Raw genomic sequence first — 16,279 nt, forward strand, 5'->3', positions numbered from 1 at the left:
TCAGGCCCCGCGGCCGGTCTCGTCCTGCAGCTCGTCGATCTTCATCGAGGCCTCGGCCTTGGTGAGCTCGTCGGGGACCTCCTCGCCGGCCTGCTGGGCCAGCGTGGACAGGTAGCTCTTCTGCGCCCCGGTGGCCGGCTCGTCGCCGGTCACCCAGTCGTGCGGGTCCTTCTCGGCCGTGGGGTCGCCGGGCTGGCCGGAGTTGACGATGTCGTCTGCGTCGCTCATGTGTTCGAAGCTACGCGGGGACGCGCCGGTCCGCGCGTCGACCGCAGGCGACCCGGGCGCGGGCCTCCTCGATCCGCCGTCCGGTGAGGTAGACGTGGTCGCCGCCGCAGGGGCAGGCGACGGCGACCGCGACCACGCCGGGCCGGGTGCGGGGGTCGGCGACGGGACGGACGAGCCGGTCGGCGACGAGCTCGTCGGCGCCGGTGGTGGGGCAGGTGATCAGCAGCATGCGGGCAGCCTGGCGCGGGAGCGGAGCACCCACGAGTGGCAGGGATGACCACGAACACCGATTTCCTGCCATGCTGTCCCGGTGAGCGCCCCCGTCGTCGTCAGCGTCCTGGCCGGCAACGGCACCCTCGGCGCGTTCGGGCTCGGCTCGGCCAGCGAGGTGTTCGGCTACGACCACACCCGCTTCGGCCTGCCGCGCTTCGACTACGCGCTGGTCGCCGAGCAGCCGGGCCCGGTGCGCACCGACACCGGGCTGACGGTGCTGGTCGAGCACGGCCTGGACCGGCTGGCGGTCTCCGACGTCGTGGTGGTCACCGCCCAGCACGAGGCCGACCGCCGCTGCCCGCCCGCGGTGCTCGCCGCGCTGCGCGCCGCCGCCGCCCGGGGTGCCCAGCTGATCAGCCACTGCAGCGGGGCGTTCGTGCTCGCCGAGGCCGGGCTGCTGGACGGCCGCCGGGCCACCACGCACTGGCGGATGGCCGACGAGCTCGCCGCGCGCTTCCCCGCGGTGGACGTCGACCCCCGGGTGCTCTACGTCGACGAGGGCCGCATCATCACCGGCGCCGGGACCGCCGCCGGGGTCGACGCCCTGCTGCACTGGGTCCGCCGCGAGTACGGGCCCGGGCCGGCGAACGCGCTGGCCCGGGAGATGGTGGTGCCCGCCCACCGCGACGGCGGGCAGGCGCAGTACGTGGACACCCCGGTGCCGCGGTGCGAGGACGACCTGCTGGGCGTGGTGCTGGCCTGGGCACAGGAGCACCTGGCCGAGGACCTCACCGTCGACCTGCTGGCCCGCCGGGCGCTGATGAGCCCGCGCACCTTCGCCCGGCGGTTCCGCGCCACCACCGGCACCACCCCGCACGCCTGGCTGCTCGCCCGGCGGCTGGCCGCCGCGGAGACGCTGCTGGCCGACACCGACGTCCCCGTCGAGGAGGTCGCCCGGCTGGCCGGGTTCGGCACCGCGGCCGGGCTGCGCGAGCACTTCGCCCGCCGGCGCGGCATCAGCCCGCGGGCCTACCGGCAGGCCTTCGGCACCCGGCTGGGATCAGGTGGGGCGGCGGCGGTGCAGCTCGACGGGCACCGGGCTGGCCGGGTGCGGGGCCACCAGCCCCAGGTCGAGCCGGGCGTGGGCCAGCCGGCGTAGCTCGGCGTAGGCCGTGGCGCCCAGCAGCTCGGTCAGCTCCGGGGCGTAGGTGTCCACCAGCGGTTCGGCGGCCACGTGCGCGACCGGCGACCCGGTGCACCACCAGTGCAGGTCGTGCCCGCCCGGGCCCCACCCGCGCCGGTCGAACTCCCCGATGGTGCTGACCAGCACCCGGGTGTCGTCGGGCCGGTCCACCCACTCCTGCTCCCGGCGCACGGGCAGCTGCCAGCACACGTCGGGCTTGGTCTCCAGCGGGTGCCGGCCGGTGCGCAGCGCGAGCGCGTGCAGGGCGCAGCCGCCGCCCCCGGGGAAGTCCGGCCGGTTGTTGAACACGCAGACCCCGTCGACCACCCGGGTGCGCAGCGCCGCCTCGCCGTCCTCCTCGTCCAGGGCGTCGGGCTCGGTCCAGTCGGTGGCCCACTCCCCGCGGCGCTGCCAGTCGGCGTCGGTGAGCTCCTCGACCGCCGACGCCACCCGGGCCAGGTCGTCGGTGTCGGTGAAGAACGCCCCGTGGTTGCAGCAGCCGTCCTGTGCGCGACCGGCCACCACACCGGCGCACCCGCGGCCGAACACGCAGGTCCAGGCGGAGGTCAGCCAGGTCAGGTCGGCCCGCACCCGGTGCTCGGGGTCGGCCGGGTCGGTGAACTCCAGCCACTCGCGGGCGTGGTCGGGGTCGACTTCCTCCGGCGGTGGCTGCACGGGTGCCAGTCCACCACGTGCCCGCGGTCGGGGGGCGACCCGGCAGACTGTCCGACCATGCGGCTGGGAGTGCTCGACGTCGGCTCGAACACCGTTCACCTGCTCGTCGTCGACGCGCACGTCGGCGCGCACCCGACCCCGGCGCACTCGGACAAGTCGGTGCTCCGGCTGGCCGAGCACGTCGGCCCCGACGGCGAGCTGTCCAAGGCGGGGGAGAAGGCCCTGCTGGCCGCGGTCCGCCGGGCCCGCGAGGTGGCCACCGAGTCCGGTTGCGAGGAGCTGCTGGCCTTCGTCACCTCGGCCATCCGCGAGGCCACCAACGGGGCCAAGGTGCTGGAGCGGGTGGTCGAGGCCACCGGCGTGCAGCTGCAGGTGCTCAGCGGCGAGGACGAGGCCCGGCTGACGTTCCTCGCCGTCCGGCGCTGGTTCGGGTGGAGCGCCGGGCGGCTGCTCGTGCTCGACATCGGCGGCGGGTCGCTCGAGCTGGCCACCGGCGTCGACGAGGACCCCGACGTCGCCCTCTCGGTGCCGCTGGGCGCCGGCCGGATGACCCGCCGGTACCTGCCCGACGCGCAGGCCGGGCGCCGTCCCGACCTCGCCGCGCTGGGCGAGCTGGACGAGCACGCCGCCCGCCTGCTGGCGCCCGCGGCCCGCCGGCTGGCCGCCGCCGGCCAGCCCGACCTGGTCGCGGCGACGTCGAAGACCTTCCGCACGCTGGCCCGGCTCACCGGCGCCGCGCCCTACTCGGCCGGGCTCCGCGTGCCCCGGCAGCTGACCGCCGTCGGTCTGGAGCAGCTGGTCGGCTTCGTGTCGCGGATCGACTCCTCCGCGCTGGCCGAGCTGCAGGGCGTCTCGGTCGACCGGGCGCACCAGGTGCCGGCCGGCGCGGTCGTGGCGCGCGCCGCGATGCGCGCCGTCGGGGCCCCCCTCGTGGCAATCTGCCCCTGGGCGCTGCGCGAGGGCGTCATCCTGCGACGGCTGGACGGGCTGGAGGGCGCATGAGCGACGCCGACCACTCCGTCCGCTCGCTCGCGGAGATCCTGCGCGAGCACGGGCTGGAGTCCGAGGCCGGCACCCGGCCGGGCACGACCGGTCCGGTCCGGCCCAAGCGCCGCCGCACCGTCGAGGAGACCGCCGCCGCCAAGGCCGCCGGCCGGCCCGCCACGGGCGACCGGGCCGACGACACCGGGCGCGACGCGTCGCGGGCGACCACCCCGCCGCCCCCCGTCGACGCCAAGGCGCCCCCGTCCCGCGGGGACGGCGGCTCCCGCTTCGGCCGCCGGCGCGCACCCGAGCCGGCGCCGGCCACCGTCGAGCAGCCGGTCGCCGGCGAGCCGGCCCCCTCCACCGCGGCCATCCCCGGCCTGCGCACCGGCCGCACCCCGGTCGGCGGGCGGTCGGGCTCGGAGCCGGTGCCCACCACCGGGCCCATCCCCAAGGTCGTGCTGCCCAAGGACGAGCCGACCGGTGCCGAGCCGCTCAGCGCCCCCCAGGCCGCCGTCGCCTGGGCGCGGTTCGCCGGCGAGCTGGTGGTGGCCCTCGCCGTGGGCGTCGGCCTCTACTACCTGTTCACCGTGCTGTGGGAGCTGCAGCCCTACGTCGCGGTCGTCGCCGCGCCGCTGGCCATCACCGGCCTGGTGGGCGGGGCGGCGGCCTGGCGGCAGCGGCAGGGCCAGGGCCAGCTCGGCCTGTGGGTGCTGCTGGTGCTGCTGTTCGCCGGGACGCTGCTGTGCGTCGTCCCCGCGGCGGGTCTGCTCTCCGGGGGCTGACCCACCGGCGGCACGGGGCCGCTAGCGTTCCCGGGCGTGAGCAGCGCACCCACCCCGCAGCGTTCCGGGCTCGCCGTCGTCGGCGGCGGCAAGATCGGCGAGGCCCTGGTCTCCGGGCTGGTCCGCCGGCCCGGCGCCGCCGAGGGCATCGTCGTCGTCGAGCGCAGCCCCGAGCGGGCCGCCGAGCTGGTCTCCCGGCACGGCGTGCGGGCCCTGGACCTCGCCGGCGCGGCCGCGGCCTGCCGGGTGCTGCTCATCGCGGTCAAGCCGCAGGACGTCGACGCCTTGCTCGCCGACCTCGCCCCGCACGTGGACACCGGCCACCTGGTCGTCTCCGTCGCCGCCGGCGTGCCCACGTCTCGCGTCGAGGCCGCGCTGCCCGCGGGGGTCCCGGTGGTGCGGGTCATGCCGAACACCCCGGCGCTGGTGGACGAGGGCATGAGCGTGCTGTCGGCGGGGGCGCACGCGGGCGCGACCGACCTCGACGAGGCCGAGGAGCTGCTGTCGGCGGTGGGCCAGGTCCGCCGGGTGCCGGAGAAGCAGCAGGACGCCGTCACCGCGCTGTCGGGCAGCGGCCCCGCGTACTTCTTCTACCTCGTGGAGGCCATGGTCGACGCGGGCATCCTGCTCGGCCTGCCCCGGGCGCTGGCCGCCGACCTCATCGTGCAGACCGCCCTGGGGGCGGCCACCATGCTGCGCGACTCCGGGGAGCACCCCGTGCAGCTGCGCGAGGCGGTCACCAGCCCGGGCGGGACGACGATCGCGGCCATCCGCGAGCTCGAGCGGCACGGGGTCCGGGCGGCCCTGATCGCGGCCATCGAGGCCGCGCACGACCGCTCGGTGGAGCTCGGCCGCCCGGCGGAATGACATTTTTGTAGTTCCCTCACGGAGGGTGAGTGCACAACGGCGGCGCGTTTCGTTGTGCACCCTTGACGGCGACATGTCGCCGTGTCGCCGTGTCGACATGTCATAGACGCCCCGTGAACAAGCGAGCACTGTCAGTCGTGTCGACAAGTGACCAGGACGGACCGGTCCGCCTGTTCGTTTCACCCATCGCTTCTGTCCCACCAGGCCCCTAACGTTTCTCCCAGCACGCACGTGACCCGACCGACGGTGGGGAAGCCGACGGCCTCGATGCGTGCACCAGCGGAGGAGAACGACGATGACCATGCCCCAGCGCGCCTACCAGGTCCGCCCCGCCCAGCCCGGCCCCCGGCCCGTCGGCCGCCCGGTCCAGGCCGCGGCCGTCGCCCGCCCGGTCCCCGCGGCCCACCCGGCCGCCGCGCCGGTGAACCGTCAGGCCCCGGCCGCCCCGCAGCGCTCGGCCGTCACCTTCCTGACCGTCGCCGAGGTCGCCGCGATGATGCGCGTGTCCAAGATGACCGTGTACCGCCTCGTGCACGGCGGCGAGCTGTCCGCCGTCCGCGTCGGCCGGTCCTTCCGGGTGCCCGAGCGCGCCGTCCAGGACTACCTGCGCGACGCCTACACCGACATCGCCTGATCCAGCACCACCTGCGGTACCCGCTGTCGAGGGGTCGCCGCCGTCGGGTCCCGGCGGCGGCTCCCCCGGGCGGGAGCACGACCGGCTGCCCCCGGGCAGCCACCAGGTAGGCTCGACCGTCGAGCGCCCGGGCCCTGCTGGGCCGGCGCACACGCAGCTGCAACGACGTCGGGAGATCGACCATGGGTTCTGTCATCAAGAAGCGCCGCAAGCGGATGGCCAAGAAGAAGCACCGCAAGCTGCTGAAGAAGACGCGCGTCCAGCGCCGCAACAAGAAGTGAGCTGACGCTCGTGCCGCCCGCGGTCGTGCTCGTCACCGGTGTGAGCCGGTGGCTGGGCGGCGCGCTGGCGGCCGAGCTCGCCGCCGACCCGACCATCGAGCGGGTCCTGGGGGTCGACACGGTCCCCCCGCGTCCCGAGCTGCAGCGCCGGCTGGGCCGCACCGAGTTCGTCCGCGCCGACATCCGCAACCCGCTGATCGGCAAGGTCATCGCCGCGGCCGGCGTGGACACCGTGGTGCACATGAACATCAGCTCCACGCCGGGCGGCAGCGGCGGGCGCACCTCGATGAAGGAACTGAACGTCATCGGGACGATGCAGCTGCTGGCGGCCTGCCAGCGGGTGCCGTCGGTGCGCCGGCTGGTGCTGAAGTCCACCAGCGCCGTCTACGGCGCGAGCCCGCGCGACCCCGCGGTGTTCACCGAGTCCATGCAGGCCCGCCAGGTCCCCGGCGGTGGCTTCGCCAAGGACAGCCTGGACATCGAGGGCTACGTGCGGTCCTTCTCGCGCCGGCGGCCCGAGGTCGACGTCGCCGTGCTGCGGTTCACCAACTTCATCGGCCCGCGCATCGACTCCCTGCTCACCGGTTTCCTCCGGCTGCCGGTGGTCCCCACCGCGCTGGGCTACGACGCCCGCGTGCAGCTGCTGCACGAGGACGACGCGCTCGCCGTCCTCGTGCGGGCCACCACCGGCGACTTCGCCGGCACGGTCAACGTCGGGGCCGAGGGCACCGTGCTGCTCTCCCAGGCCATCCGCCGGCTGGGCCGGGTGGCGCTGCCGCTGCCCACCCAGGCGATCGGCCCGCTGGGCCGGCTCACCCGGCAGGCCCGGATCACCGACTACTCGCCCGAGCAGCTGCGCTTCCTGAACTTCGGCCGGGTGGTCGACACCGGCGTGCTGCGCGAGGAGTTCGGCTACACCCCGCGGTACACCACCGCCGAGGCGCTGGCCGACTACGGCCGCACCGTGGTCCCGGTGCTCGACCCGGCGCTGGTCGGCGCGGTCGTGGCGGGCGCCGAGGACGCCGTCGGGCGCACCGCGGCCGCCGTGGGCTCGCTGCACGCGGTGGCCGGCCGGCGCGACCCCCACCCGGCCGGCGGCGGACTGCGGGCGGTGCGCGATGCCTGAGGCCCGCGTGATCCGGCTGCACCCCGACGGCCCCGACGAGCCGGCCGACGCCGCCGCGGTGGAGCCGGGCTGGGAGGACCAGCTGGCCGGCGGCCTGGAGTTCCTGCGCCGGCGGCTGACCGGGGAGTACGAGACCGACGAGTTCGGCTTCGACCCCGACCTCGCCGACCACCTGCTGCTGCCCGTGCTGCGCCCGCTGTTCCAGAAGTGGTTCCGGGTCGAGACCCAGGGCATGGAGCACGTCCCCGACACCGGCGGCGCCCTGGTGGTGGCCAACCACTCCGGCACCATCCCGCTGGACGCGCTGATGACCACCGTGGCGCTGCACGACGACCACCCCGCGGAGCGCCGGTTCCGGCTGCTGGGCGCCGACCTGGTCTTCCAGTTCCCGTTCGTCGGCGCCCTGTCGCGCAAGTTCGGCGCGACCCTGGCCTGCAACGAGGACGCCGAGCGGCTGCTCACCGACGGCGAGCTGGTGGGGGTGTTCCCCGAGGGCTTCAAGGGCATCGGGAAGTCCTTCAGCGAGCGGTACACGCTGCAGCGGTTCGGCCGGGGCGGGTTCGTCACCGCGGCGCTGCGCACCGGGGCGCCGATCGTGCCGTGCGCCATCGTCGGGGCCGAGGAGATCTACCCGATGATCGGCAACGCCAAGACCGCGGCGCGCATCCTCGGCCTGCCCTACCTGCCGATCACCCCCACGTTCCCGCTGCTGGGCCCGCTCGGCCTGCTGCCGCTGCCGTCCAAGTGGTTCATCGCCTTCGGCGAGCCGATCGAGACCGCGTCCTACGGGCCGGGGGCCGCCGACGACCCGATGCTGGTGTTCAACCTGACCGACCAGGTGCGCGAGACCATCCAGCAGTCGCTCTACCAGCTGCTGCTGCAGCGCCGCTCGGTCTTCAGCTAGAAGGGCCAGCGGTTGCGCCGGCGCAGCGCCAGCAGACCGCTCACCGCCCCGCCGCCCACCGCCGCCGCGCCCAGCGTGGGGACGCCGATGCGGGCGGCCTTGCGGCCGGTGCGGAAGTCCTTGACCACCCAGCCGCGGGAGCGGGCCACCGCCTTCAGCTCGGTGTCGGGGTTCACCGCCACCGCGGTGCCCACCAGGGAGAGCATCGGCAGGTCGTTGGAGGAGTCGCTGTAGGCGGTGCAGCGGGTGAGGTCCAGGCCCTCGCGGTCGGCCAGTGCGCGCACCGCCTGGGCCTTGGCCTCGTGGTGCATGAGCTCGCCGACCAGGCGACCGGTGTACCGGCCGTCCACGACCTCCGACACCGTGCCCAGCGCGCCGGTGAGGCCCAGCCGGCGGGCGATGATCTCGGCCAGCTCGATCGGGGTGGCGGTGACCAGCCAGACCCGCTGCCCGGCGTCGAGGTGGCGCTGGGCCAGCACCCGGGTGCCGGCCCAGATCCGGTCGGCCATCAGCTCGTCGTAGATCTCCTCGCCGGCCTCGACGATCTCGCTGACCGGCCGGCCGGCGATGAAGGCCAGCGCGTTGTCGCGCACGGTGTGCATGTCGACGGCGGACTCCGAGCCGGCGATGCGGAACTTGGCCTGCTGCCAGACGAAGGAGGCCACGTCGCGGCCGGTGAAGTACTTGCGGGCGGCCAGTCCCCGGGCGAACCAGAACAGCGAGGCGCCCATCATCATCGTGTTGTCGCAGTCGAAGAACGCCGCGGCGGTGGGGTCGGGGTCCGCCGGGGCCGGGCCGTCGACCTCCGCGGCGGCAGCGGAGGCCGTGCCGGCGACGAGCGCGCGGGTCTCCTCGTCCTCCAGGCTCGCGGGGGTGCGCGCGCCGCGACCGCGGAACGGCACACGGACCACTGGTCGCCCCCTCCGTCGCGGCTGCGGTTCAGCCCCTGCCGACCCTAACGGCCCAGCGACCGGCCCGGTCGCTGTGCCGTCGGCCACGGTCGGGCCCGCCCCGGCCGCGGGCGCGTCAGCCGCCGACGCAGATCAGCCCACCGAGGCACACGGTCGTCGAGGGCACGGGGACCGGCACCTGCACCACCGGCGGGGTGGTGGTGGCGGCCGGGAGGCCGACCGTCGGCACCGGTGCCGACGTCGGCACCGCCGGCGGCAGGGTGGTCGTGGCGGGTGCGCCGCCGGTCGTCGGCAGCGTCCCGCCGCCGCCGCCGCTGCCGCCACCACCGCCGGTCGGCGCGGCCGTGGCGGGCGGGGCGGCGCTGGTCGGCGCCGTGCCCGTGCCCGTGCCACCACCCGGTGCCGGCTCGGCGGTGCTCCCGGTGGTGGGTGCCGCCGTCGACGGCGCGGCGGACGGGGTGGTCGCCGGCACCGCGCAGGCGCCGGCCACGGGGCCGAGGTCGTCCAGGCCGGCCGTGGTGGGGCCGTCGGGGCAGGTCAGCGCGGTCTGCCAGGACGTCGCACGGGCCGCGACCTGGTCGACCAGCACGAGGGAGGCGGCGACCGCGTCCTGCGCCCCGGCGGGCAGGTCGAGGGCGGCCAGCCCGGCGCGCTGCCCGGCGGCCCAGTCGGTCAGCGTGGCCAGGGCCCCGGGGTCGCCGCCGCCGACGACGGTGGTGGTCAGCGACGACGTGCCCTCGGTGGTCTGCTCGTCCATCGTGATCAGCAGGTCGACGACGGTGGCCGGGTCGACGCCGGCGGCGGCCACGGCCTGCCCGGAGCCGTCGGGCGCGCCGACCGCGGCCGGCAGCGCCCCGGCGTCCTCGCCGGTGAGCTCGGCGAGCTCGTCCAGGCGCGTGGTGGCGAAGCCGAGCAGGGTGAGCCCGCGGTCGGCGTCGGAGGCCAGCGCCAGCTGGGTCTGCTCGGTGCCGCGCTTGAGCCCGTAGAGCAGGTCGCCGGGCTCGGCCCCCTGCGCGAGCGCGACCAGGCCGGAGAGGGCACCCACGGTCACCGCGGCGCCGGCCATGCCCGCGGTCAGCCGGGCGCGCCAGCGGGGCCACGGCGCGTCGGCCGGACGGCCGGCCAGCGCCCGGCGCCACCGGGGGAGGGCCGGCGCGGGGCCGCGGACGGCGGCGGCACCGGCCGCTGCGGGGCGGACGGCGGCCATCGCGACCAGCCGGGCACGCTGCGCCGCGCGGACGTCCTCGCCCAGCCCGGGCTCGTCGTGGGCGAGCAGCCGCAGCCGCCCGACCAGCGCCTCCTCCAGCCCCTCGTCGTCCACCGTCATCCCTCGTCCCCGTGTGCACCGACCGGCCCGGAGGGCCGTGTCAGCGGTGTCAACGAGGCCCCCGGGGCCCCGATACGGGGTACCCGTGGGTAACTTCCGACACCACCCGGACGGGTCATCGCAGGCCCTCCGGCAGGAGCGTGGCCAGCCGCTTGACCGCCCGGTGCTGCAACGCCTTGACGGCGCCGTCCTTCTTGCCCATCGCCGCGGCGGTCTCGGCCACCGACAGGCCCTGCAGGAAGCGCAGCGCGATGCACTCCCGCTGCTCGTCGCCCAGCTGGGCGACGCAGGCCATCAGCTGCTCGTTGGTCAGGCCCTGCAGCACGGCGTCCTCGGGGCCGTCGGTGGCCCGGTCGGCGTCGCGCATGTCGGCGGTGGCCACCTCCAGCCGGAACCGGCTGCTCTTCACGTGGTCGCGGACGATGTTGCGGGCGATGGTGACCAGCCAGGCGCCCACGTCCCGGCCCTGGAAGCTCAGCGAGTCGATGCGGCGCAGCGCCCGCACGAAGGTCTCGCTGGTGAAGTCCTCGGCGGTCTGCCGGTCGGGCACCCGGTGGTAGAGGTAGCGGAAGACCATGTCGGCGTAGCGGTCGTACAGCTCGCCGAAGGCCTCCGCCTCGCCGGCCTGGGCCCGCTCCACCAGCGTCCAGACCGCGACCTGCTCGGCGCCCTCCGGCCGCGCGGGCAGCTCCTGCAGGTCGGCGGCCTCGAGCTCGGCCACCTCGAGCTCGGTGGCCTCCTCCACGACGTCGGCCTCGACCACCTCGTCGGCCTCGACGTGGCCGGCCTCGACGTCGACGACCCCGGTGGGCGCGGCCTCGACCGGCTCGGGCCGCCGGTGCGAGGTCGGGCCGGTGGTCTCCTCGCCCTGCGGCCGGCGCGGTGCGGGCGCGCCCGCCCGGGGACGCGGGGTGGGCCGGGGCCGGGCCGGGAGCAGCTCACCGGCACCCAGGCCGACGTCACCGGCGGCGCGACCGTGGGCGGACACCGGCACCCCCGTCGTCGTCGTCGGCGCGCGGGAGGACGGCGGTGCCCTGACCTGCGCAGGTCCGACCCATGGTGACAACATCGGGCCTCCGCGTCCACGTGAGGTGCGCGGTCGGCGGCCCGCCGCCCGCGTCGAGGAGGGAGACCCCGGTGGTCCCAGGAGCCCGCACGTTCCACGGACTGGTGCGCGCCGCGGCCGACGCCGACCCCGCCGCGCCCGCGCTGGTGCAGGGCGACCGGCGGCTGACCTGGGGCGAGCTGGCCGGCCAGGTGGACCGGGTGGCGGCGGGGTGGGCCGCCCGCGGGCTCGTCGCCGGCGACCGGGTGGCCGTGCAGCTGCCCAACGGGGTCGACTGGGTGCTCGCCGTGCTGGGCGCGCTGCGGGCCGGGCTGGTCGTCGTCCCGGTGAACACCGCCTACACCGACCCCGAGACCAGCTACGTGCTCACCGACTCGGGGGCGCGCGCCCACGTCGTGGCCCGGCCGCGCGCGGACGTGGCCGGCGTCCCCGCGGTGGTCGGGCCGCCGACGTCCGACGACGCGCCGCCCCCCGACCCCGACGACCCCGACGCGCTGGCCCTGCTGGCCTACACCAGCGGCACGACCGGCCACCCGCGCGGCGCGATGCTGCCGCACGCCGCGCTGCTGGCCAACCTCGGGCAGGTGCGCGCGCTGCAGCCGGCACCGGTCCGCGAGGGCGACGTGGTGCTGCTGGCGCTCCCGCTGTTCCACGTCTACGGCCTCAACGGCGGCCTGGGCCTGGTCGCGGCGACCCGCTCGTGCGGCGTGGTCGTGGAGTCCTTCGACCCCGCCGGCACGCTCGCCCTGATGGCGACCGAGGGCGTCACCGCGGTGCCGGCCGCCCCGCCGATGTACCAGGCGTGGCTGGCCGCCGCCGACGCCGCGGGTTCGGACACCGCGCTGCGCCGCGCGTTCGCCGCGGTGCACACGGCCAGCTCGGGCTCCGCCCCGCTGGCCCCCCGCGTCTGGACGGCGATGCGCGAGCGCGCCGCGGTCACCGTGTGGGAGGGCTACGGCCTCACCGAGGCCGCCCCGGTGCTGGCCACCACGCTGGCCACCGGGCGGGCCAAGCCCGGCTGCATCGGCGGACCGCTGCCCGGGGTCGAGCTGGTGCTGCGCGACACCGCCGGCGGCCCCGAGGCCGGCCCCGACCCGGGCAGTCGGGTGCGCGAGGACGTCTTCGGCGACCCGTTCGGGGACGACCCGCCCGACAGCGCCGGCGAGGTCTGCGTGCGCGGGCCCAACCTGTTCCGCGGCTACTGGCCCGACGGCGCCGACGGCCCGGACGCCGAGGGCTGGCTGCCCACCGGCGACATCGCCTACCGCGACGCCGAGGGCGACCTGCACCTGGTCGACCGGCGCCGGGACCTGGTGCTGGTCAGCGGGTTCAACGTCTACCCGCTGGAGGTCGAGCGGGTGCTGGAGACCCACCCGGAGGTCGTCGAGGCCGCGGTCGTCGGCCAGCCCGACGAGCGCACGGGGGAGTCCGTGCGCGCGGTGGTCGTGCGCGCGGAGGGGTCGGACCTGGACGCCGAGGCGCTGCGCGCGTTCGCCGCCCGCTCGCTGGCCCGGTTCAAGGTGCCGGCGGGGGTCGTGTTCGTGCCGCAGCTGCCGCACTCGCTCACCGGCAAGGTCAGCCGGGCGCGGCTGCGCGAGCTCGGCCTGGACCGGGTGGCCGCCGAGACCGAGCACGCGGAGGGCGTCGATGCCTGAGGGCACGCCGGTGCTGCAGCTGCTGACCCGCGAGGGCTGCCACCTGTGCGCGGTGGCCGCCGAGACGCTGGACCGGGTGGCGGCCGAGCACGGCCTGGCGGTCACCGCCGTCGACGTCGACGGCGACCCCGAGCTGCAGGCCGAGTTCGGCGACCGGGTGCCGGTCGTGCTGCTCGACGGCCGGGAGCACAGCTACTTCACCGTCGACGTCGAGCGGCTGCGCCGGGACCTCGCCGACCGCTGAGACGGGTGGTGTCGGCCACACCTGTGCGCCGTGACCTGCGGGAACGCCCTCGCGGACTTTGTTCCTGCGTTCACAAGCGGTTACCGTGGCGTTGCCGGCCCGAGACGGGGCCGGCGGACATCCCCCGATGCCGGCTCCGCCGCCGGGGTGCCCGCACGGGCGGACGAGGAGGGCCATGAGCGAGTCGCGCGAGCCGCGGGCCCGGGTCATCCCCGAGGCCACCGTCGCCCGCCTGGCCGTCTACCTGCGCGTGCTCACCGGGCTGGCCGACGCCGGCCGGGCCTCGGTGTCCAGCGGCGAGCTCGCCTCGGCCGCCGGGGTCAACCCGGCCGGCCTGCGCAAGGACCTGTCCTACCTCGGCCCCTGCGGCGTGCGCGGCGTCGGGTACGCCGTCCCCGCGCTGCGGGAGCGGCTGGCCCGGGCCCTGGGCGTCGAGCAGTCCCGCTCCTGCGTGCTGGTCGGCATGGGCAACCTGGGCTCGGCGCTGGCCGGGTACGCCGGGTTCGGCACCCGTGGCTTCTCCTTCGTCGGGCTCCTGGACGCCGACCCCGCGCGGGTCGGCGACGTGGTCGGCGGCACCGCGGTGCGCCCGGTCGACGACCTCGAGCAGGTCGTCGCCGAGCACGGCGTGACCATCGCGGTGGTCACCACGCCGGCGCCGGTGGCGCAGTCGGTGTGCGACCGGCTGGTGGACGCCGGCGTGCGCAGCATCGTGAACTTCGCGCCGGTGGCGCTGCAGGTCCCCGCGGGGGTCGACGTCCGGCAGGTGGACCTGTCCGTCGAGCTGCAGGTGCTGGCGTTCCTGGACCAGCAGAAGGGTGTGCAGGTGGTCGGCGAGCAGGTGGTCCTCCCGTGAGCCTCCTGGCCGTCGGCATCAGCCACCAGACCGCGCCGGTCACCCTGCTCGAGCAGGTCGCGATGAGCGGCGACGACACCGTGAAGACCCTGCACGAGCTGCTGGAGTGCGAGCACGTCTCCGAGGCGCTGGTGCTGGCCACCTGCAACCGGGTCGAGATCTTCGCCGAGGTCGACCGCTTCCACGGCGGGGTCACCGACGTCAGCCGGGTGCTCGCCCGGCACGCCGGCACCGGGGTCGAGGACCTCTCGCCCTACGTCACCGTGCACTACGAGGACCAGGCCGCCCGGCACCTGTGCACCGTCGCCGCCGGCCTGGACTCGATGGTCGTCGGCGAGACCCAGGTGCTGGGCCAGCTGCGCTCGGCCTACGCCCTGGCCCAGGCCGAGGGCACCATCGGCCGCGAGCTGCACCCGGTCACCCAGCGCGCGCTGCGGGTGGGCAAGCGGGTGCACGCCGAGACCGGCATCGACAAGGCCGGCGCCTCCCTGGTCTCGGTCGCCCTCGACCGGGTGACCGACCGCATCGGCGACCTCGCCGGCCGGCCGGTGCTGGTCGTCGGGGCGGGCTCGATGGGTGCGCTGGCCGCCACCACGCTGGCCCGCCGGGGTGCCGAGGTCACCGTCACCAGCCGGACGCCGGCCACCGCGGCCCGGCTGGCCGAGTCCGTCGGCGGTCGCGCCGCCGCGCTGGGGTCGCTCACCGCCGAGCTCGCCGCCGCCGACGTCCTGGTCACCTGCACCGGGGCCACCGGCACCGTCATCGGCACCGACGTCGTCCTCGCGGCCACCGCCGGCCGGACCACCCCGCTGGTCGTGGTGGACCTGGCGCTGCCCCGCGACGTCGACCCGGCCGTGGCCACCCTGCCCGGCGTGCACGTGGTCGACCTCGCCACCCTGCAGGGCGAGCGCAGCGCCCACCCGGGACGGCCGGTCGCCGGGTCCGTCGCCGCCGACGACGTGGCCGCCGCGCACGCGCTGGTCGAGCTGGAGACCTCCCTGCTGCGCGCCGAGCGCCAGGCCGCCGCCGTCGCGCCCACCGTCTCGGCGCTGCGCAGCCAGGCCGCCGAGGTCGTCGACGCGGAGCTGCTGCGGCTGTCCACCCGGCTGCCCGACCTCGACGCCCGGGCCCGCGCCGAGATCGCCCGCACGGTGCGCCGGGTGGTGGACAAGCTGCTGCACGAGCCCACCGTCCGGGTGAAGGAGCTGGCCAGCGTCCCCGGCGACACCGACTACGCCGGTGCGCTGCGCGCGCTGTTCGGCCTCGGCCTGGCCGGCGACGCCACCGACGTGCTGGCCGACGCGGTGTCGGTCGACCCCTCGGCCACCACCACGCTGGACCAGCTGCCGGCCGACCGGGAGCTGTCGTGACCGCCCCGCTGCGGCTGGGCACCCGGCGCAGCCAGCTGGCGCTCACCCAGTCCCAGCACGTCGCCGACGCCATCACCGCGGCCAGCGGGCGCGCGGTCGAGCTGGTGCACATCACCACCGAGGGCGACCGGTCCTCGGCCGCGATCACCCAGCTCGGCGGCACCGGCGTGTTCGTCAGCGCCCTGCGCGACGCGCTGCGCGCCGGCACCGTCGACCTGGCCGTGCACAGCTACAAGGACCTGCCCACCGCCGAGGAGCCCGGCCTGGTCATCGCCGCGGTCCCGCCGCGCGAGGACCCCCGCGACGCCCTCGTCGCCCGCGACGGGCTGACCCTCGGGGAGCTGCCGGCGGGGGCCACCGTGGGCACCGGCGCCCCCCGCCGGGTGGCCCAGCTGCGGGCCCTGGGCCTCGGCCTCGAGGTGGTCCCGATCCGGGGCAACGTCGACACCCGGATGGGCAAGGTGACCTCGGGCGAACTGGACGCGGTGGTCCTCGCCCGGGCAGGATTGGCCCGCCTCGGCCGGCTCGACGCCGTCACCGAGGTGCTCGACCCGCTCCAGGTGCTCCCCGCCCCCGCGCAGGGAGCCCTGGCCGTGGAGTGCCGGAGCGACGACGACGTCACCCGGTCGCTGCTGGCGGCACTCGACGACGCCGGCGCCCGCGCCTGCGTCGTCGCCGAGCGCACCGTGCTGGCCGCCCTGGAGGCCGGCTGCAGTGCACCCGTCGCCGCGCACGCCGAGGTCGCCGAGGCCGAGGACGGCGGCGACGAGCTGTACCTGCGGGCCTCGGTCACCGCGATCGACGGCAGCGACGCCGTCCGCGGCTCGGCCTCCGGGCCCGCGACGGAGGCGGCCCGGCTGGGCCGCGAGCTCGCCGCCGAGCTGATCGACCGCGGTGCCGCCGCCCTCGTGGCGGCCAGCCGGTGAGCACGACCCCCCATACCCCCAGCCCGACCGCAAGCGACCCCACC

The 16,279-nt window shown here is 76.6% G+C and carries 19 protein-coding genes; 13 read left to right on the plus strand and 6 right to left on the minus strand.

The window, feature by feature from the left end; genetic code table 11:
* Positions 1–228, minus strand: a complete 228-nt coding sequence (locus tag BLT39_RS07350; RefSeq protein WP_091061181.1) for a DUF3072 domain-containing protein — start codon at positions 226–228, stop codon at positions 1–3.
* 10 nt (positions 229–238) lie between these two features.
* Complete coding sequence (locus BLT39_RS07355; RefSeq protein WP_091061186.1) at positions 239–457, minus strand: hypothetical protein; 219 nt, start codon at positions 455–457, stop codon at positions 239–241.
* Between the two features lie 81 nt (positions 458–538).
* Here BLT39_RS07355 and BLT39_RS07360 point away from each other — a divergent pair, with 81 nt between their 5' ends.
* Positions 539–1,600 carry a helix-turn-helix domain-containing protein gene (locus BLT39_RS07360; protein ID WP_242658229.1) on the plus strand — a complete coding sequence of 354 codons (1,062 nt, stop codon included), beginning with the start codon at positions 539–541 and terminating at the stop codon, positions 1,598–1,600.
* Here BLT39_RS07360 and BLT39_RS07365 read toward each other — a convergent pair.
* Positions 1,502–2,299, minus strand: a complete 798-nt coding sequence (locus BLT39_RS07365) for a DUF3109 family protein (protein WP_091061190.1) — start codon at positions 2,297–2,299, stop codon at positions 1,502–1,504. The genes BLT39_RS07360 and BLT39_RS07365 overlap by 99 nt on opposite strands.
* A gap of 57 nt (positions 2,300–2,356) precedes the next feature.
* On the opposite strand from BLT39_RS07365, the gene BLT39_RS07370 reads away from it, so the two are divergent.
* From BLT39_RS07370 to BLT39_RS07400, 7 genes are all read left to right on the plus strand, one after another.
* A complete protein-coding gene (locus BLT39_RS07370; protein WP_091061194.1) occupies positions 2,357–3,301 on the plus strand; it encodes a Ppx/GppA family phosphatase in 945 nt (314 codons plus the stop codon).
* Entirely contained in the window at positions 3,298–4,068 is a 771-nt protein-coding gene (locus tag BLT39_RS07375) for a hypothetical protein (RefSeq protein WP_091061199.1), read from the plus strand. Before BLT39_RS07370 ends, BLT39_RS07375 begins: the two co-directional genes overlap by 4 nt.
* Before the next feature lie 36 nt (positions 4,069–4,104).
* On the plus strand, positions 4,105–4,935 hold the full coding sequence (gene proC, locus BLT39_RS07380; protein WP_091061203.1) for a pyrroline-5-carboxylate reductase: 831 nt from the start codon (positions 4,105–4,107) through the stop codon (positions 4,933–4,935).
* A gap of 295 nt (positions 4,936–5,230) precedes the next feature.
* Complete coding sequence (locus BLT39_RS23580) at positions 5,231–5,569, plus strand: helix-turn-helix domain-containing protein (protein WP_229827643.1); 339 nt, start codon at positions 5,231–5,233, stop codon at positions 5,567–5,569.
* Between the two features lie 182 nt (positions 5,570–5,751).
* Positions 5,752–5,850, plus strand: coding sequence for a 30S ribosomal protein bS22 (locus tag BLT39_RS07390; RefSeq protein WP_012854759.1), 99 nt, complete (start codon positions 5,752–5,754; stop codon positions 5,848–5,850).
* Between the two features lie 10 nt (positions 5,851–5,860).
* On the plus strand, positions 5,861–6,976 hold the full coding sequence (locus BLT39_RS07395) for an NAD-dependent epimerase/dehydratase family protein (RefSeq protein ID WP_091061207.1): 1,116 nt from the start codon (positions 5,861–5,863) through the stop codon (positions 6,974–6,976).
* Entirely contained in the window at positions 6,969–7,880 is a 912-nt protein-coding gene (locus BLT39_RS07400) for a lysophospholipid acyltransferase family protein (protein WP_091061210.1), read from the plus strand. The genes BLT39_RS07395 and BLT39_RS07400 overlap by 8 nt, the downstream gene beginning before the upstream one ends.
* Here the strand turns inward: BLT39_RS07400 and BLT39_RS07405 are convergent.
* The 3 genes from BLT39_RS07405 to BLT39_RS07415 all read right to left on the minus strand — a co-directional run bounded on the left by BLT39_RS07405 (position 7,877) and on the right by BLT39_RS07415 (position 11,106).
* The gene (locus BLT39_RS07405) at positions 7,877–8,782 is read right to left on the minus strand and encodes an HAD family hydrolase (protein ID WP_242658230.1); all 906 of its coding nucleotides are present in this window, start codon (positions 8,780–8,782) and stop codon (positions 7,877–7,879) included. The two genes, BLT39_RS07400 and BLT39_RS07405, sit on opposite strands and share 4 nt — an antisense overlap.
* Before the next feature lie 124 nt (positions 8,783–8,906).
* Positions 8,907–10,118 (minus strand): DUF5667 domain-containing protein, encoded by a 1,212-nt coding sequence (locus BLT39_RS07410; protein ID WP_091061218.1) that lies wholly within the window; start codon positions 10,116–10,118, stop codon positions 8,907–8,909.
* A gap of 115 nt (positions 10,119–10,233) precedes the next feature.
* A complete protein-coding gene (locus BLT39_RS07415; RefSeq protein ID WP_242658231.1) occupies positions 10,234–11,106 on the minus strand; it encodes a sigma-70 family RNA polymerase sigma factor in 873 nt (290 codons plus the stop codon).
* 149 nt (positions 11,107–11,255) lie between these two features.
* Between BLT39_RS07415 and BLT39_RS07420 the strand changes: the two genes are divergently transcribed.
* The 5 genes from BLT39_RS07420 to hemC all read left to right on the plus strand — a co-directional run bounded on the left by BLT39_RS07420 (position 11,256) and on the right by hemC (position 16,235).
* Positions 11,256–12,839: an AMP-binding protein gene (locus BLT39_RS07420; protein WP_242658232.1), complete on the plus strand. Its 1,584-nt coding sequence runs from the start codon at positions 11,256–11,258 to the stop codon at positions 12,837–12,839.
* On the plus strand, positions 12,832–13,083 hold the full coding sequence (locus BLT39_RS07425; RefSeq protein ID WP_091061225.1) for a glutaredoxin family protein: 252 nt from the start codon (positions 12,832–12,834) through the stop codon (positions 13,081–13,083). The genes BLT39_RS07420 and BLT39_RS07425 overlap by 8 nt, the downstream gene beginning before the upstream one ends.
* Positions 13,084–13,258: 175 nt before the next feature.
* The gene (locus BLT39_RS07430; protein WP_091061228.1) at positions 13,259–13,939 is read left to right on the plus strand and encodes a redox-sensing transcriptional repressor Rex; all 681 of its coding nucleotides are present in this window, start codon (positions 13,259–13,261) and stop codon (positions 13,937–13,939) included.
* Positions 13,936–15,309, plus strand: coding sequence for a glutamyl-tRNA reductase (locus BLT39_RS07435; RefSeq protein ID WP_091061231.1), 1,374 nt, complete (start codon positions 13,936–13,938; stop codon positions 15,307–15,309). The genes BLT39_RS07430 and BLT39_RS07435 overlap by 4 nt, the downstream gene beginning before the upstream one ends.
* Complete coding sequence (gene hemC, locus BLT39_RS07440; RefSeq protein ID WP_091061235.1) at positions 15,306–16,235, plus strand: hydroxymethylbilane synthase; 930 nt, start codon at positions 15,306–15,308, stop codon at positions 16,233–16,235. Before BLT39_RS07435 ends, hemC begins: the two co-directional genes overlap by 4 nt.
* Positions 16,236–16,279 lie beyond the last annotated feature (44 nt).

The organism is Klenkia brasiliensis (genome assembly GCF_900100695.1).
GTDB classification, from domain to species: Bacteria; Actinomycetota; Actinomycetes; order Mycobacteriales; family Geodermatophilaceae; genus Klenkia; species Klenkia brasiliensis.

Coding starts and splice junctions, on each gene's coding strand:
- BLT39_RS07370 (WP_091061194.1), top strand. CDS start 2,357: ATGCGGCTGGGAGTGCTCGACGTCGGCTCGAACACCGTTCACCTGCTC.
- BLT39_RS07425 (WP_091061225.1), top strand. CDS start 12,832: ATGCCTGAGGGCACGCCGGTGCTGCAGCTGCTGACCCGCGAGGGCTGC.
- BLT39_RS07355 (WP_091061186.1), bottom strand. CDS start 457: ATGCTGCTGATCACCTGCCCCACCACCGGCGCCGACGAGCTCGTCGCC.
- BLT39_RS07400 (WP_091061210.1), top strand. CDS start 6,969: ATGCCTGAGGCCCGCGTGATCCGGCTGCACCCCGACGGCCCCGACGAG.
- BLT39_RS23580 (WP_229827643.1), top strand. CDS start 5,231: ATGACCATGCCCCAGCGCGCCTACCAGGTCCGCCCCGCCCAGCCCGGC.
- BLT39_RS07375 (WP_091061199.1), top strand. CDS start 3,298: ATGAGCGACGCCGACCACTCCGTCCGCTCGCTCGCGGAGATCCTGCGC.
- BLT39_RS07390 (WP_012854759.1), top strand. CDS start 5,752: ATGGGTTCTGTCATCAAGAAGCGCCGCAAGCGGATGGCCAAGAAGAAG.
- BLT39_RS07410 (WP_091061218.1), bottom strand. CDS start 10,118: ATGACGGTGGACGACGAGGGGCTGGAGGAGGCGCTGGTCGGGCGGCTG.
- BLT39_RS07430 (WP_091061228.1), top strand. CDS start 13,259: ATGAGCGAGTCGCGCGAGCCGCGGGCCCGGGTCATCCCCGAGGCCACC.
- BLT39_RS07350 (WP_091061181.1), bottom strand. CDS start 228: ATGAGCGACGCAGACGACATCGTCAACTCCGGCCAGCCCGGCGACCCC.